The sequence below is a fragment of the Neobacillus rhizosphaerae genome (assembly GCF_937468385.1).
Taxonomy (GTDB): domain Bacteria; phylum Bacillota; class Bacilli; order Bacillales; family Cytobacillaceae; genus Neobacillus; species Neobacillus rhizosphaerae.
The window spans coordinates 204,672-222,725 of the sequence record NZ_CALBWS010000002.1 but is presented as its reverse complement, the minus strand read 5'-3'; the positions used below and the strand labels follow the sequence as shown (position 1 = coordinate 222,725).

Here is an 18,054-nt window from a genome sequence, read left to right as displayed (position 1 = left end):
CTTTGACGACAAAAATCCCCTCAAGATAGTTCTTGAGGGGAAAAGAGTAGACTGTTAAACAGCAGCAAGTTCTTTTTCTAATGCTTTTTCTACTGTTACATAATCATAACCAAGATCTTTTGCTACTGCTTCATAAGTGATTTCACCGTTGGCTACGTTAACGCCAAGCAATAAAGCAGCATTTTCAGAGATGGCTTTGAAAACCCCTTTATTTGCAATTTGCAATGCATAAGGAACCGTAACATTTGTTAATGCAATTGTTGAAGTTCTTGGAACGGCACCAGGCATATTAGCAACAGAATAGTGGACAACACCATGTTTGACAAATGTAGGATTATCATGAGTTGTGATGTGATCACATGTTTCAACAATTCCACCTTGGTCGATAGCAACGTCGACAATGACAGAACCAGGCTTCATTGATTTAACCATCTCTTCTTTAACTAATTTAGGTGCTTTAGCACCAGGAATCAAAACAGCACCGATTAAAAGATCAGCCTCTGCCACCGCTTCTGCGATGTTCATAGGATTAGACATTAATGTTTTGATTTGATTTCCGAAAATATCGTCAAGCTGGCGTAAGCGGTCAGCACTTAAGTCGATGATTGTCACGTCAGCACCTAAACCGATGGCCATTTTAGCTGCGTTTGTACCAACAATTCCACCACCGATGATGGTAACCTTACCGCGGTTTACCCCAGGGACACCTGCGAGCAGGATTCCTTGGCCACCGTTATTTTTTTGCAAGAACTGAGCACCAATTTGGGCTGCCATCCGTCCAGCAACTTCACTCATAGGGGTGAGAAGTGGAAGAGTTCTGTTAACTGCCACAGTTTCATAAGCAACTGCGATAACACCTTTTTCCTTTAATGCCAGTGCAAGCGCTGGCTCAGCTGCTAGGTGTAAGTAGGTAAATAGAATTAAACCTGAACGGAAGTATTGATACTCACTTGAAAGAGGCTCTTTTACTTTCATAATCATATCTGATTTAGCCCATACATTTTCTGCATTGTCAATAATCTCTGCACCAGCTTTTACATAATCCTCATTCGTGAAACCGCTTCCAATTCCGGCGTCTTTTTCTACTAATACATTATGACCGGCAGTCAAGAATGAAACGACACCTGCAGGCGTAAGAGCAACGCGATTTTCATTGTTTTTAATTTCTTTAGGTACACCAATAAACATTCTAATTCATCCCCTTAATGCTTAAAGTAATTTTGCTATGCCTAAGTATAAAAGGTTTGCCAACGAATTTCTTTGTTTATAAAGGAGAAAGATTAGTAATGTTTTTGGGGATTTTCACAAAATGTTCAAATCCCCTGGTATTTTTTCAGCTTTAAATCGAGGTAGAGCAGCATTTTTTGATTTGGATCCTTGAAATCCACTTCACCAATCTCAGCAATTCTCTTTAACCGATAATTTAACGTGTTGGCGTGGACATTTAATTCTTTGGCGGTATCATTTATATTATTGTCTTTTGTTAAAAATATTTCTAATGTCTCGACGAGATTGCTGTTATGCTTTTGATCATATTCTTCAAGCATTTTCAGTGAAGGGTTTTCATATGTTTCATTCTTTCTTTTTTCTAAAAGCAGGTCAAAAAGTTGATATATTCCTAATTTTGTGTAATTGTGAATGGTTTTTGTTTCTAAGGGGAACTTTTCCTTTATCGATAATACTGCCAATGTTTCTTTATAGGCTTTACTGATTTTTTGGTAATTATCATAAATTCCGCTGTAGGCAGGACTGATATCCATTACACCGTAACGTTCCATTGTTTTTGACATAAATGTTTGAACAAAATGGTTTATTTCATTGAGTGGGTTCTCCATATTTGTTCCAGATACGAGCAGAATAAGCTGGTTGCAGTCGATTGTATAGAGCATGATTTGGATGCGCTGGGTAGTTTTCAATATATAAGAGATATTTTGCTCATCTTTGTCGGTGATGTTCTTTTGAAACTGAAAAACAAGAACGGCAAAAGAGGAGGCTGGCGTTATCTGCATTGTTTGGAAATGCTCCATTATTTCTTCCCGATCCTCTATATGGCCTGTTAACAATTTCCAAAAAAATTCTTGAAATCGCTCTTCCTTCTTGTTTTTTCGAGTTTGCAGTTGTAAAAGCTTGTTTTTTGCCGTGTTTGCTGCTTTTTTTAATAAATTGAAATCTTCTTCATTTAATAATTTATCAATTTCCAAAGCCCAAATAAATCCTAACACCTCTTCATCCTTCCAAATGGAGATGGCGACTCGATGGCTTAGCCCAATATCATCCATGCTCTTAACATGAATAGGCTCCTTCGTTTTTAATAAAGCTGGTATCGTTCCTTCTTTCCATAATTGATTGATGACTTTTTCCGGTACTCTGCGGCCGATAATAGTTGAAATTCTTGCGGGATCCGTTCGCTCATCATGGGTGCTATAGGCTAGAAGCCGGTGGTTTGAATCCTCAATTGTAATGGGGCATTTTAATACTTGACTAATTAGGTCTGCAAAATCATCCAAACTATCAATTGCGGTTTTAAAAGGATCAGGTAGTCTAGTATTCAAAATATTGACCTCCATTTAATGAATGAATATTTGTGTTGTGTTTTTTAGTGTTTGTTTAATTTTACAAAAAAAAAGATAGAATTTCATTTATTTATACAAAAGAAATTGTACACAATAATGTTAAAATAACTTCAGGCAAAATTCAAAAAAGTAATTATTGCAAATATTATCTTTCTTGAAAGCGCTACCAATCTAAAAGAGGAGGACGAAGAATTTTTATTACTTTTCCTAATAATGGGTATACCGCTTGATGTAGTTGATTTATTGTTATGTTTAATAAAAACCCTTACAAAAGAATACTTGATTTTTCGGAAGGAAAAACTTCTTTTAAGAAAAACTCTTTAAAACGAAAAATAACTTTATTTCTATTCTAAAGAAGGGATATTATTAATAAGAGCAAAATGGGATGATTGAGAAATTAGAAATTATTAATCAGGGGGAGATTAATATATGAATCAAAACAATCACGGGAAAGAACTTCATCGCGGCTTGGAGGAAAGGCATATAACTTTAATGTCCTTAGGGGCTGCTATCGGGGTCGGGCTATTTCTCGGTTCTGCAAAAGCAATTGAAATGGCTGGTCCGGGAATTATTTTTGGATATGCATTTGCTGGACTTATCATGTTTTTTATTATGCGGGCACTTGGAGAAATGGCTATTCAAAAGCCTGTCGCTGGTTCATTTAGTAAGTATGCACGTGATTATCTAGGGCCGCTTGCAGGATATATAACAGGCTGGAACTATTGGTTTTTGTGGGTCGTTACTTGTATGGCAGAAATTACAGCTGTAGGGATATACATGGAATATTGGTATCCTGATGTACCTCGCTGGATCTGGGCTCTTGCTGCCCTTGTCATCATGGCGACAGTCAATTTCCTTGCAGTAAAAGCCTACGGAGAATTAGAATTTTGGTTTGCTCTAATAAAAATTGTAACGATTATTGCCATGATTGCAGTAGGTGCAGGAATGATTATCTTTGGATTCGGTAATGGCGGTATTGCAACTGGGATTCGTAATTTATGGGCGCATGGTGGTTTGTTCCCTAATGGAATTAAAGGTGTTTTATTGTCATTGCAAATGGTAATGTTTGCTTATCTTGGGATTGAAATGATTGGGGTTACAGCAGGTGAGGTTAAAAATCCAGAAAAATCCCTTTCAAGGGCAATTGATACTGTTTTCTGGCGTATTCTTATTTTTTACGTAGGTGCCTTGTTTGTGATTATGTCCATTTATCCTTGGGAGGAAATTGGCACTAAAGGAAGTCCTTTTGTCCTCACCTTTGAAAAAATTGGTATCCCAGGTGCGGCGGGAATTATTAATTTCGTAGTACTTACGGCTGCTCTTTCATCATGTAATAGTGGGATTTTTAGTACGGCTCGAATGCTATTTAACCTAGCTGAGCATGGAGAGGCACCACCGAGTTTTGGAAAAGTGACAAAAAGCGGTGTGCCAGGGATAGCGGTTTTAGCATCTGGAGGAGCTCTGTTAATTGGAGTTGTCTTAAATTATATTGTTCCTGCTAAAGTTTTTACTTGGGTAACAAGCATCGCAACATTCGGAGCAATTTGGACTTGGGGTGTCATTCTGTTATCGCAAATTCGTTATCGTAAATCATTAGATCCGGGAGAGTCGAAAGCATTGAAATATAAGATGCCGTTATTCCCATATACTTCTTATATTGCCTTAGCTTTTTTAGTATTTGTTATTGGTCTTATGGCTTATAATCCGGATACAAGAATTGCGCTATATATTGGTCCATTCTTCCTAGTCTTCTTAGTCGCTGTTTACTATATAAAAGGTTTTCATAAAAGAGAAACCAGCCAATCAAAAGGTATTAAACGTATTAGTTAAAAATACTCGGGGACCAGAAATGGGTCTCCTTTTTATTTTGATTTTTCAATTAGCCCCATCGCTTAGATTTTTCATTTTTCCACATACTAATAGGGTATAAATAAGGAGGGTTCGTTGAGATGAAAAAAATAGCAGCATTGATAACAGCAGCTGTCTTAGCACTTTCTCTTTCCGCTATTAGTGCCTGCGCACAAACCGGGACAAGTACACCCGCAAGCTTGGCAGAACAAAACACAATGTCTGTTCTCTGGTTTCAAACATCAGGCGAAGCGAAAGCTTTGTTTTATCAGGGCTACAACATTGGAAAAATGAGATTAGATGAAATCTTGAATAAAAAGGTGATGAAAAAAGGCTTAAAACCAGCAATTGTCCTTGATTTAGACGAGACTGTAATCGATAATAGCCCGCTATTTGCAGGGAAAATAGTGTCAAGGGAGGGCTTTCCATTAAATTGGAGTTTGTGGGTTGATAGGGCAGAGGCAAAGGCACTCCCAGGGGCCATTGAATTTTTAAAGTACGCCGATTCAAAGGGTGTGGCTATTTTCTACATTTCCAACCGAAAAGAAACTAAAAAAGCAGTAACCATAAAAAATTTACTAGCAGTTGGTGCACCACAGGCTGATGCAGATCATGTGTTTTTGAAGCAAAAAGGTGAAAGAGGAAAAGAAGACAGACGTGGGCAAGTAGCTAGAACCCATGAGGTTGTTCTATTGTTTGGAGATAATCTTGGTGATTTCAGTGGATTTGACGAGTTGACGGTATCTGGAAGGATAGGAGCGGTAAATAAACAAAAAGAGGAATTTGGCAGAAAACTAATTGTCTTCCCTAACCCGATGTATGGGGATTGGGAAGGGGCGATTTATCATTACGATTCCATAAAGTCCATTGATGAAAGATTGAAGCTTAGGAAAAATAGCTTACAGCCATTTCAACCATAATCAGATATGCTGCCGCCTAATAATTGGCTGGCAGTATTTTTTTCTCAAAAATAGGTGGGAGAATATTTTTTACTTAATACCAAATTTTTCGTTGGACGAAATAAAAGAATCCGAGTATAGTAGTCAACATGAGTTTTAGTTATTAGGAGGACTACTATGTTTGGTATCTCATTGCCACAGTCATTTTTACAGATGAATACCATCTTTATCTCTATCCTTATTGAAGCATTACCATTTGTGACTCTCGGGGTTTTAATCTCGGGAATCATTCAAATATTTGTGACAGAAGAAATGATAGCGAAGATTATGCCTAAAAATCCAATTCTTGCGGTCATTTTTGCGAGCTTTTTAGGTATTCTATTTCCTTCCTGTGAATGTGGAATAGTTCCGATTGTCAGCAGGCTTGTATCCAAAGGAGTGCCGATTTCAGCTGGTATTGCCTTTATGTTAACTGCTCCAATCATTAATCCAGTAGTTTTATTTGCTACGTATATCGCCTTCGGAAGTGATTGGAAAATGCCACTGTACCGTGCACTTGGTGCAATCGTTGTTGCACTTGCAGTTGGAATATTAATTGCTTATCGGTATAAAGGGAATCCGTTCAAAGAAAATCATCATCATGATCATCATCATCATGAAAAAACAACGGTTTGGAAGAAAGTGAAACAGACACTTGAACATGCTGTTGAAGAATTTTTCTCGATGGGCAAGTATTTAATTATCGGGTCACTAATTGCTGCAGCTGTACAGACCTATATTAAAACAGCTACACTTGTTTCAATAGGACATGGACCGGCCTCGTCATCAATCGTGATGATGGCACTGTCATTTATTCTATCATTATGTTCTGAAGCGGATGCCTTTATTGCTTCGTCGTTTAGAACAACGTTTTCTACTGGTTCACTGTTAGCCTTTTTAGTGTTTGGCCCAATGGTGGATATTAAGAATTTAATGATGATGCTGGCAACATTTAAAAAACGACTTGTATTTATGATTGTTGCTTCCGTTTTTGCAGTTGTCTTTGTCTACTCTTTGTTGTTTTAAGGAGTTGTAAATATGATAAGAAGTTTGATACTCATTGGCTTTACTTACTTACTGTTTCATCTTCATCTTTCCGGAGATATTAATAAATATATTAACATGAAATACTCTTATCTTTCAGCAGCTGCTGGCTATGGGTTATTAGTTTTAACCATTGTTCAAATTTTGATGCTGAATAAAGAGCAATCAAAAGATTTAGACTGCGATCATGAGCATTGCGGCCATAATCATGCGAAAGAGGATAAGTGGTATAAAAAGCTTTTCATCTATCCGATTTTCGCTTTTCCAATAATCTCAGGTTTGTTTTTTCCAATCGCCACGCTTGATTCAAATATTGTTAAGGCAAAGGGATTCCACTTTCCGATTTACGATGAAGGAAAAGGGGACTCTTTTATGCAGCAGCAATTCCTGCGTCCTGATACAAGTGTTTATTATGGGAAAGACGATTATGATGCTTTAATGAAGAAAGAAAAGAAAAAATACGTTCAACAAAAAACCATAATCTTAAATGATAAGAATTATTTAAAAGGAATGGAAACTATTTATAACTTTCCTGGAGATTTTTTAGATAAAGATTTTGAATTTAAAGGTTTTGTTTTTAATGATGCTGAAACAATTGATAAAAACCAACTGTTTGTATTTCGTTTTGGCGTAATTCATTGTATTGCAGACTCCGGGGTCTTTGGTATGCTTGTTGACATGCCTGAAGGAATAAAATTGAAAAATGATGAATGGATAACGGTAAAAGGAAAAATTTCGACCATTTATTATCAGCCATTTAAAACGAATATCCCTTATTTAAAGGTTGAGAAATGGACGAAAACAACTGCCCCTAAGGAACAGTATGTGTATAGAGGGTATTAGAAAAGCCCAAGCGCCTTGGCGCTGTAGCCGGACATTTCTAAAAGTGAAAAGATATTAATTTTGATCCTATAAAAGAAGACGCCAAATTATGGCGTCTTTTTCTGAATGAACACAAGTAATTCCAAACTATTTGTTTTTACAATTTTTTAAGACGTTGATGGCAAAGAGGATGATACCTAAAACCATTAGTGTGCCACCTGTAGCAACTGCCGGTTCTGCTTTTTCTGTCCCTGATACTAAAAATGCAAGACCGATCATCATAATTGGCAGAGAAATATTATGAATCCAGAAGTGTACCTTGGCTAATGTGGTTTTTTCTGCACTTGGAAAAGCGACATAAATCAGACCTGCTAATGCCATTGACATCCATCCTAATAAATTAATATGAACGTGTACAGAAGTGAAAGTGAATTTCTGGGTCATCGACATGTACATACCAATGCAAACCCCAATGACAAAATACACAACAGAGATTTTAATAAACTTTAATCCCATTTTCCTACCCCCTTTTTCACTTGAAAATAGTGACTACAGTACTAAATATGTAGGCCTATATTGAAAAAGAACTTTCCTTTTTTCAGGACAAGGAAATTTTTTTTTTGGATTTTTGGGTGAAAAATATAAAAAAACACCTTGAAATCAAGGTGCTCAAAAATGTCTTTTGTTAAAATAACGCCTTTATTCCTACTAATACAAGGCCAATCAAAAATCCGCAAACAGCACCGTTTACGCGAATCCACTGCAAATCTTTCCCGACATTTGTTTCAATCATGTGAATAAGTGTTTTATTATCAAGTTTTTCTAAATTTTCCTCAACAAGTTTTCCTATTTTTGAATGATTTCGATCAACAAAGATGGAAATTTGTTTCTTAATCCATAATTCCAGCTGATTTATTTTTTCTGGATTTTCTTGTATTTCATCCAGATTTTTCGTAATTAATGGAAGCAGATATTCATCATAGAAATTAGGCTGTTCCACGAAATTATAGGCTTTTTGCTGTATTTCCGTTAAAAATTCGATAATTTTCTCTTCAGGTTTCCATTTTTCAATGATTTGTGTTTTAAACAGATTAAGTTCTTCATAAAACTTGTCATCGCTTTTAATATTTTGCAGTTTGTTATGAATGTGGATTAATAAGGTTTGTCTATTTTGATTAATAGGATCACGATAACTATCAACGCCTTTAAGAATGAGGCTCTGAATAATATTCCCTAATTTTTCCTCATTGACAAGGTTGCTAAATGATCTTAAAGCAAACTGCATAATACCATCTGCCTTAATATTTTCAATCATATTTAGGGCCATCCCGCCCAGCTTATATTTTGTACTGTCCTTTTTAGCCCATTCATCAATTTCTTTAAGGACGAAATCCAGTGTCTTATCATCGTATTTCCGAATGGTAATTTGATCGATGAGCAAGGGAAGATAGTATTTTAATTCCCAATCGTTTAGTTGAGTTTTTAGCTCTCGTTCAACAATGGGGGCTATTTTTTTTATCTCAATCCTATTTATTAAATGTTGAATAAGGGTGATGAGCTTTTCCTTTACTGGCTGAGCGTGCAATTCCTTATTTACGACTGAAAACAGTTTTTCCGTGAAATGGAAAGTATCTATTTTATTGCGAATACTCTCCTTCGTTAGCCAGTCATTTTCTAACATCGAAATAATTTTAGCAATAATCTTTTCCCTGTTTTTAGGCAAAATGGCTGTGTGGGGAATTGGAAGACCTAGTGGATGGCGGAATAAGGCTGTTACGGCAAACCAGTCAGCAAGCCCCCCAACAAGTCCTGCTTCAAATCCTCCCTGGAGAATGATTCGCCATACTGATGGCGGTAATGGAATTGTGGCTAAAAATCCAGCTGCCATTACAATAAGAGAAATAGTCGCTAAATGCTGCGTTTTGCTTTTCCGATTTAACATCTTTGAAACCCCTCGTTTTATATAAATATTGTTGTCTATTGATATTATCTCATTTTAACAAAAAATAAAGCAATTTATAAAACATATATAGGAATAAAACATTGGCATGTTCCCAATTTAGGTTTGATTAAGCTGAAAAAGAAGGATCTTTCACTTGGAAGATCCTTCTCTCTTTCAAATATAATAAAGTGATTTAAGCTACTAATCGCTCTATTAACCATATACCACCTAAAAGAAAGGCAATAATTGAAACAAAAACAATAGCCTTCCTAGAGTACTTCGATCGATATAATAAAGATAAAAGCGGTAAAAGTAGAATGACGATTGCAAGTTGGATGATTTCAATCCCTATATTAAAACTAGCTAAATCGATTGCTAACGCACTTTTTGGGATATTCATTTCTTTTAAAATATCTGCAAAGCCCATCCCGTGAATAAGCCCGAAAAGAAACGTTATGGCCCAACGATAGCTAACCTTTTTCCGAAAAATATTTTCCAAAGCTACATAACAAATACTTAATGCTATTGCAGGTTCTACAAAACTTGAAGGTAGGTTAATGATGCCTAATACAGTCAATGTTAATGTAATGCTGTGAGCTATCGTAAAAGCAGTAACCGTTGCCGCGATTTCCTTGAATGTTTGTCTAGCGATTAGAAGTGCAAGTAAAAATAATAAATGATCATATCCTGTGAGAATATGATTCATCCCAAGTTTCAAAAATGAAAACCATGAAGATGAGGTAGTAGTTTTAACGGGAGAACCTTGTTCAGTTTGTTTTTGTTCAGGATTCGGCTGGACAGTTTGTTCTTCTCCGGATTGTTGCTCTTGCTGAACTTCCGTTATCAACATCGTCCAAGTCCGACTTTTCCCTTCTAAAATGGCTTCACTCGTTTGTCCCATATAAGATGCTGAGATTAAATCGACATAATTGGTTCCGGTATCATTGAAATAAAACCCATCATTATAAACAAATGTGTCGCCAGGCAAAAACGCTGGGAATGTCATCGTGATTGAAAGAAATTCTTTATTTTCCTTTTTGACAATCTTCATTTTCTCGATGGTGGGTGTTTGTTCCGTGTTCCCCTTATCAAGTGTAAGACCTTCGGTAATTAATTCCTCTAGATGATGTTCTTCTTTTTTAATTTCTGATGGTTCAAGAATCCAGTTTTTATTTTTATCAATTTTTGGTTGTAACTCTAATATCGATAAAGTATCAATCGAAAATACAATTTCTGTTTTTTTATTATCCATTGTTATATTTGTATAACTAGCACTATAAGCATGTGCAGAAGTGTTCATAGGAAAAGAAACAATCGAAAAGAGTAAAAAAGATAGTAATATCAAGGTTAGAGGTCTGACATTCAACCTTTGTCGAAATTTGTTGGAATATAACAAGTAATTAATCCTCCTTAAATTATTATACTAAAATAATTTCCTGAATATACCAAATGAAAGCGTAAACTAATTCATCCTTTATATAATCATATTTTGCACGTATTTGTATATATTTAATATAAATTATTTCAATATTTATATAATAATTTACATAAAATTTATATCTTTGAGTCTGAAAATTTTGTAGAATGATAGTGTGACAAAAATTACATCATGACAGGTAGAAGTACCTAGCGTTATGTGAAAAAACAAATTGGAAAAGGGTGGTAGATGAATGAACTTTACTAATCGAAGGTTCAAGCGTATGACAAGCATGTTCATGACAGCTCTACTTTTGATCAGCACATTTTTGCCAAGTGGTTTAATTGGCAAGGCTCACGCGGAGCAGGCTGATCATATTGTAATTAGTCAGGTCTATGGTGCTGGAGGAAATGCAAATTCTGTCTATAAATATGACTTTATTGAACTCTATAACCCAACTAGTAGTCCTATCTCATTAGAAGGTTGGTCAGTTCAATATGCTTCTAAGGCAGGTACTTTTTCAACAGCTCCATCAGCAACAACAAATTTATCAGGTACTATCCCAGCAAATGGATATTATTTGATTCAAGAAGCAGCAGGTGCTGGTACACAGCCCGCATTACCTATTCCGGCAGATGTAACTGGATCCATTGCTATGTCAGGAACTGATGCAAAAGTTGCCTTGGTTCATGGACTAGATGCTATTACAGATAAAAGAGATTCCAAAGTTGTGGATTTTGTTGGATACGGAGCTGCAAATGAATTTGAAGGTTCTGGATCTGTAAAGATTTCTTCAAATGATAAAAGTGGGCAGCGTAGACCTTATGCAAACGTAGACCCAGCTCCTGGCAAAGGAAATGCTTGGGATACTGATGACAACACAGCAGACTTCTATGTAGGAGCAGTTGCTGCACCAAGAAACACTGCAATCGCACCTGAAAAACCAATGGTTCCAGTTACTAGCTTGCAACCAAAAGGAACTAATATTCAATTTACTCAAGACAGCAATAATATAAAAGTAATCGGTCAAGCTGATGCAGTTGAACCTGGCTCTACTATTAATATTTATGAAACCGCCTCCAAGGGTGCAGCCCTTGCAACTGGCACTGCTAATAGTAATGGTTCATTTACCATTAGTTTTACGGCTGATAAAGCATTACCATCCGTATATGTTTCAGCAAAACAAGATGGTTTGGATGAAAGTGCAGCAATTCAAATTAACTTAGCGACTGCAAGTATGTCAGTCGTTCAATCAAAACTAAGCTATGTAGTCAATAACGGGGTCGGTACATTAATTGGCGGTGCAGGTACTGCAGCGGCAAATGCAATCATTAATGTTTATCCAAATGACAAAGCAAATGCTAGTGAACGATTAGTAACAAATGAAGTAAAAGCAGGAACATCTGGAGATTTTACGACAACGATTAATAACGCTCCTGACACAGTATATGTGACACAAATGACAACTAGCAGTAAAGGAATCATGTTAGAAAGTGTTCCTGTATCGGTTACCAAAGCTGATACAACTGTGATTTCAAAGCTTGCTGAAGTTCGTGCGTCTGATGCAAAAGGACAGCCGGTAAACCTAAACAAGTTCTTTACGGTTGAAGGTGTTGTAACAGTAGACAACCAAATCCTTGGGACACAGAAACAAAATTTCTTTATTCAAGATGATACAGCTGGAATCAACATCTTTGGTTCAATAGAAACACCATTTAAGACTGTTAAAGGTGATAAAGTTCGGGTTACCGGTAAAATTTTATTTTACAATGGTTTAACAGAATTGGAAGCTACTTCTATCGAGAGAATTAGTGAAGGTAATACAATACCAGAAGCAAAAACTCTTACAATTAATGATTTAAATACGTTTACAGTGGCAGAGCCATTGGAAGGCAGTCTAGTAACTGTAACTGGTAAGGTTTCAGCAACTACAGCTACTGCTCCAAACTGGAATGTCACGTTTGTTGACGAAAACAATAAAGCTACACTATTGAGAGTTATGGCACCAACTGGAATTAAGCCTGATACCGACCTTGTGACGGGTAAAAGTTATACAGTTACAGGTGTATTAGGTCAGTATACAAAAAATACTTCAGCAACAGGTGAGTATCAGGTATTCCCACGTGATACTAAGGATATTGCACCAATTCTAGGTATCACTCACACAGCATTAATAAATGTTTACAAAGACGCAAATGTAGAATTTGAAGCAAATGCAGATGGGGCAGAAACAGTTACAGTTTACTACAGAGCAACTGGAACTCCTGAATATACTGCATTACCAATGGTTAAAGGCAGCGAAGGCCGTTATACGGTAACATTGCCAGCAGCCAATGTACCTCAAAATGGCTTCGAATATTATATTGAAGCAAAAGCTGGAGAGAAAGTAAAATCAGCTGGTACTAGTGCTGCACCATATGCAGTAGCGGTAATTGCTGACACTGTTGGTCCAGAAATTAGTGGTGAGACACCACAAAATGATACAAAAGTAGAAAGCCCACGACCTGAGATTTCTGCTCTAATTAACGACCCAAGTGGTGTTGATGAAACCACTGTACAAATGTGGCTGGATGGTCAAGAACTAAAAGCACCAGAGGCATCCATTAGCAAAACACAAGTAAAATACACACCTGGAGCAGACCTTGCACTTGGAAAGCACATTGTAAAGGTTTCTGCAAAAGATGTAAAAGGTAACCCAAGCGAGAAACAATGGACATTTGAAGTCGTTCCACGTTTTACAGGTGGACATCATTACCGTGGTACAACACACAACCACACCAACATTTCACATGATGGAGCAGGTAATCCTGAGGATGCTTTAAAGGCAGGTAAAGCTCATCATTACGACTGGTTTGCGTTCTCAGACCATTCACATGATATCGACCCTGAAAAATTAGGAACAGATACTGTAGAACGTAAAACAACCTCTGGTGCAACTGTGCCAGAACGTTCTGGTGGATCACAATGGCAATTAACAAAAGACCTTGCCAAACAATACACTAAAAGTGATTATGTCGTATTCCCTGCATTTGAAATGACCTCTACTACATGGGGACACTCAAATATCTTTGGTTCAAATAATTTTATCGACCGAAATATTAATGGGAAGCAATATCAAGACTTAAGCCAATATTATGCATGGGTAATGACATACGATGACATCGTGGGTCAATTTAACCACCCAGATATGTCTGCTAATGCTTTTAACAACTTCAAACCGTACAATAAAGATGTAGATAAATTATTTACGATGTTAGAAGTTGGGAATGGTTCTGGACACTATGGATATGCAAATGCTGAAGGTAAATTCTTCTCGGCATTGGATTTAGGCTGGCATGTAGCTCCAACTTATGGTGAAGACAACCATGAAGGAACATGGGGCCAAGTCAATGCGCGTACAGTTATCGTTGCAGACGGCCTTTCTCAAGCTTCCCTACTTCACTCTATGCGTAATATGCGCGTGTACATGGAAGAGGATCCAAACTTTACGTTGGATGTTTTAGCAAATGGCTATTATATGGGTTCCACTGTTGATAGCAAGACATTAAGTTTTGACATTAAAGGAAGCGACCTTGTAGCCGAAGCACATAATGATAGCGACTATAAATATCTTCCGACTTCTTATAAATCAGATGATAGAATTGCTAAAGTTGAATTAATTTCAAATGGTGGAAAAGTAGTGGATTCTATTTCTCCAATGGAAAAAGACTTCACATGGAAACCATCATACACGGTAAAGGGCGGGCAGCAATGGTTTGTCGTTAAAGTTACCCAAATGGATGGCGAACGCATTTATTCTTCACCAATCTGGTCAAAAGAAGAATCTGTCGATGTAAAAGTTAACGATATTAGTATTGATGGTGGCGTTATTATTGGAGGAAACCCTTCTAAATTAACGGCAACAGTTGCTAATAACGGTACTGAAGTCATTAAAAACCTTAAGGTAGATTTCTATTACGATGAAGTAAAACCTGAGAATTTTATCGGAACAAATAACATCTCATCTATTTTAACGAAGAGCTCAGCATCAGCAACAGCAACATGGGCAAGCCCAATAAAAGGCGACCATCAGATAATTGTAGTTGTGACCTCAAATGATGGACTTGACCTTGGTGATGTGAAGTATATGTTACCGGTAAAAATTAAAGAACCACTCGGAATTAATGTAGTAATCGATGCTGCTCACGGCAATGAAAATTCAAGTGGTGACAGTGGTACGTATAAAGATAACTTAAAAGCCTTCACACTTCTTCTTCAAAAAGAAGGATACACTGTAACTGAAAATAAAGTAGCATTTACAGATGAAGTGTTAAGCAATGTAAAAGTATTAGTGTTAACACATGCGAGAACAGCATTAACAGCTAGTGAACGAGATGCCGTTTCTAAATTCGTGAAAAATGGCGGTTCCTTATTAATGGCTGGAAAAAGCAATAACAGCACAGACCCTACCATTAATAACGCCCTACTAACTGATATTGGCTCAGCTATCCGAATGGGGAACGATGGAGTATTTGATGATAGCAAGACTGGAAACTTCTGGAGCGATCCAAAGGTAAGTCCTTTTGCAGTCAGAGTACGTCCAGGATTAGTATCAAATTATATTACTGATCGCGTATCATTTGTTGATTACTATAGCGGAACAAGCTTGTCAGGAGCTGATAATCAGCCATTAACACAAAGCGGTAAGGTTACGATCCTAGCAAAAGGTAATGAAACCACATACCAAGGTCATATTCTAGGCGGCTACACGTATGATGCTGTTTCCGATGAGACGGGCGGATCAGCGATTCCGTTAATCGCGTCAGAGGAAATTGGTGAAAAAGGACGTATAGTCGTTTCTGGTATGAACATCTTTAATGACAAACAAATGGATGAATCCTTTGAACCAAAAGGAAACGATGAATTATCACTAAATACGATAAATTGGTTAGCAAATCGTGAAACAAAGGTTTCAAAGATTGCTGATATTAGAAAATTAGCGGATGAAACAGATGTTGTTGTGGAAGGAACAGTTACAACTGGAGCAGGAGTATTCTTCGATGCCTTCAACCTACAGGATGAAACTGGCGGTATCATGGCATTCCAAGAAGTTCCAGATGGGTCTTTAAAAGCAGGCGATAAAGTCCGTGTTTATGGTCATATGAAGACTTTTGATAATAACAAAGAATTAGAGTTTACTAATTTCTCTAAAGATGTTATTAAAATCGGTACTGGTGAACCTCTTCAACCAAAAGTTGTTCCAACTGGTGAAGCAACCTCTGCTACCAACCAAGGACTTCTTGTTAAGGTAAAAGGAACTGTAGTATCCAAGTTCGATGAAAATTCCTACGTCATCAATGATGGTTCTGGTAATGTATTAGTGTTTACGGATGGTTATATCGTGAACCAAAGCAATGTTCCTGTACCAGTTCTTAAAAAGGGTGACACTCTAGAAGCAGTTGGACTTTCAGGTGCTTTTTCACAGGGTGAGAGAATCCGTGTCAGAGATACTAGAGAATTAAAAGGAACTGAAGTAGCCGATACAACAGCCCCAGTTGCACCGGTAGTAAATGGTGTAACCGATGCAGATGTAGTCATCAAAGGTACAACAGAAGCAGGAGCAACCGTTGTAGCTAAGGTAGACGGTAAAGAAATCGGTAAAGCAACAGCTGATAAAGATGGTAAATTTGAAATCACCATTGCTAAACAAGCAGCAGGCGTGAAAATTACTGTAACTGTAGCTGATGCAGCAGGTAATGTAAGTCCAGCAACAGAAGTAACAGTAGACAAAACAGTTGAAGTACCAGTAATTAAAGCAGGCTGGGTATTTGAAAATAGCAACTGGTATTTCTACAATGAAAAAGGTACTTTGACTAAAAATTCTTGGGTTCTAACAAACAGCAAATGGTATTATGTTGGGACAACGGGAGCAATGGTAACAAATTCATGGGTTCAAACTAGCAGTAAATGGTACTTTGTTGATGGCAAAGGTGTCATGAAAACAAATTCATGGGTTCAAACTAGCAGTAAATGGTACTTTGTTGATGGCAAAGGTGTCATGAAAACCAATTCATGGGTTCAAACTAGCGGTAAATGGTACTTTGTTGATGGCAAAGGTGTCATGAAAACCAATTCATGGGTTCAAACTAGCGGTAAATGGTACTTTGTTGATGACAAAGGTGTCATGAAAACCAATTCATGGGTTCAAACTAGCGGTAAATGGTACTTTGTTGATGGTAAAGGTTTCATGAAAACAAATTCATGGGTACAATCTAGCGGTAAGTGGTACTTCTTAACTGCTAACGGAGCCATGCAGACTGGTTGGGTAAAAGTTAATAACCAGTGGTACTACCTTGCATCAAGTGGAGTCATGCAAACTGGTTGGATCCAGATTAACAAGAAATGGTACTTCCTTTACAATGATGGCCACATGGCAGTCAACACGACTATTGGAAAGTACAAAATTGGTAAAGATGGAGCTTGGATTCAATAACAAGACCATATGAACCTAAAAACCTCCTCTCAGCTTTGAGAGGAGGTTTTTTTCTGGGGTTTAATATGTGTGACAAGTCCATCTAAATCAGTTATATAAAATTGTATTTCTGGAGCTCCTTTTAGATAGTGATCCTGCAGCAGCTGATAATAATTCACTCTGTGCTGCGGATCAAATTTTAACATTGGATATTCCTTATGCTCCTTGACATATTGGTCAACGGCCTTTTGAACGATATCCATCTCTAATGGTATTTGTTTTTCGCTTTCTTCGAATAAATCATAGGTTTCCTTTGACATAAAGAAGTTTTTAGAAGGAATCCCACCAAGTAAAGAAGCCAGCTGCTTAAAGTCGATACTATTATCGTCCTGAACAAGAATCGTCCGGTAAACACCCTTCGGCAGATTATCGGAAAACTTCCTTATGGCCATCCGAACATCCTCAATCGTTACATCAATAACAGGGAAGTTTCTAATATCTACTGGCTCCATATTTATAGATTGTTCCTTGTCTTTTCTTTTTGGAGTAGGGGATGTAAAATATTTTTGAACCATCGAGTAGACAGTCACACCGCCAAGTCCAATCCCTGTAAAGATACCAATCAGTGTTAATGTGGGATATATATCAAACCGTGTATCCAAAAGTGCCCCCAGCTTGTAACCAGCATATACACATATCGCAATGGTAATACCAAACACCATATTTAAAGAAAGGGCTTTCATTAGAAAGGTCGTAAATTCATTCCAATGGGTATCATTGTGGTTCTTTTCATTCTTAAGAAATTTCCTAACTTCTTTTTTCATTTCTTCAGATACATGATTTTCTGTAAAAAAACCTTCGAGGTATTCCTCATTTGATTTCACTTCATTCTTCAAGAGGCAAGCTGTTTTCTCAATCGAGCCTTTTGTGTAATGAACATAAATCCATTTTTCTTCAAACCCTAATTCAAGATTTTCTGTCACTCTTCCTAAGTATTTTGTAAATTTGTGTTTCATATA

11 protein-coding genes are annotated in these 18,054 nt (G+C 37.0%); 5 read left to right on the top strand and 6 right to left on the bottom strand.

The window, feature by feature from the left end; genetic code table 11:
- Positions 1-54: 54 nt before the first annotated feature.
- Together ald and M5A78_RS03800 are read right to left on the bottom strand one after the other, a co-directional pair.
- Positions 55-1,188, bottom strand: coding sequence for an alanine dehydrogenase (gene ald / locus M5A78_RS03805; RefSeq protein ID WP_248733956.1), 1,134 nt, complete (start codon positions 1,186-1,188; stop codon positions 55-57).
- Positions 1,189-1,313: 125 nt separating this feature from the next.
- Positions 1,314-2,552, bottom strand: a complete 1,239-nt coding sequence (locus tag M5A78_RS03800; RefSeq protein WP_406603662.1) for a PucR family transcriptional regulator — start codon at positions 2,550-2,552, stop codon at positions 1,314-1,316.
- A gap of 450 nt (positions 2,553-3,002) precedes the next feature.
- Between M5A78_RS03800 and alaP the strand changes: the two genes are divergently transcribed.
- From alaP to M5A78_RS03780, 4 genes are all read left to right on the top strand, one after another.
- Positions 3,003-4,403, top strand: coding sequence for an alanine permease AlaP (gene alaP / locus M5A78_RS03795; RefSeq protein WP_248733954.1), 1,401 nt, complete (start codon positions 3,003-3,005; stop codon positions 4,401-4,403).
- A gap of 119 nt (positions 4,404-4,522) precedes the next feature.
- Entirely contained in the window at positions 4,523-5,341 is an 819-nt protein-coding gene (locus M5A78_RS03790; protein ID WP_248733953.1) for a 5'-nucleotidase, lipoprotein e(P4) family, read from the top strand.
- A 156-nt stretch (positions 5,342-5,497) separates the two neighbouring features.
- Entirely contained in the window at positions 5,498-6,385 is an 888-nt protein-coding gene (locus M5A78_RS03785) for a permease (protein WP_248733952.1), read from the top strand.
- Between the two features lie 12 nt (positions 6,386-6,397).
- Complete coding sequence (locus tag M5A78_RS03780) at positions 6,398-7,246, top strand: TIGR03943 family putative permease subunit (protein ID WP_248733951.1); 849 nt, start codon at positions 6,398-6,400, stop codon at positions 7,244-7,246.
- A 126-nt stretch (positions 7,247-7,372) separates the two neighbouring features.
- On the opposite strand, the gene M5A78_RS03775 is transcribed toward M5A78_RS03780, so the two are convergent.
- The 3 genes from M5A78_RS03775 to M5A78_RS03765 all read right to left on the bottom strand — a co-directional run bounded on the left by M5A78_RS03775 (position 7,373) and on the right by M5A78_RS03765 (position 10,563).
- Entirely contained in the window at positions 7,373-7,741 is a 369-nt protein-coding gene (locus M5A78_RS03775) for a cytochrome-c oxidase (RefSeq protein WP_248733950.1), read from the bottom strand.
- A gap of 169 nt (positions 7,742-7,910) precedes the next feature.
- Positions 7,911-9,167, bottom strand: a complete 1,257-nt coding sequence (locus tag M5A78_RS03770) for a DUF445 domain-containing protein (protein WP_248733949.1) — start codon at positions 9,165-9,167, stop codon at positions 7,911-7,913.
- A gap of 193 nt (positions 9,168-9,360) precedes the next feature.
- Positions 9,361-10,563, bottom strand: a complete 1,203-nt coding sequence (locus M5A78_RS03765) for a HupE/UreJ family protein (RefSeq protein ID WP_248733948.1) — start codon at positions 10,561-10,563, stop codon at positions 9,361-9,363.
- A 274-nt stretch (positions 10,564-10,837) separates the two neighbouring features.
- Between M5A78_RS03765 and M5A78_RS03760 the strand changes: the two genes are divergently transcribed.
- Complete coding sequence (locus M5A78_RS03760; protein WP_248733947.1) at positions 10,838-17,056, top strand: Ig-like domain-containing protein; 6,219 nt, start codon at positions 10,838-10,840, stop codon at positions 17,054-17,056.
- Positions 17,057-17,085: 29 nt separating this feature from the next.
- Here the strand turns inward: M5A78_RS03760 and M5A78_RS03755 are convergent, their stop codons facing one another.
- Positions 17,086-18,051, bottom strand: coding sequence for an AtpZ/AtpI family protein (locus M5A78_RS03755; protein WP_248733946.1), 966 nt, complete (start codon positions 18,049-18,051; stop codon positions 17,086-17,088).
- Between the last annotated feature and the right edge of the window lie 3 nt (positions 18,052-18,054).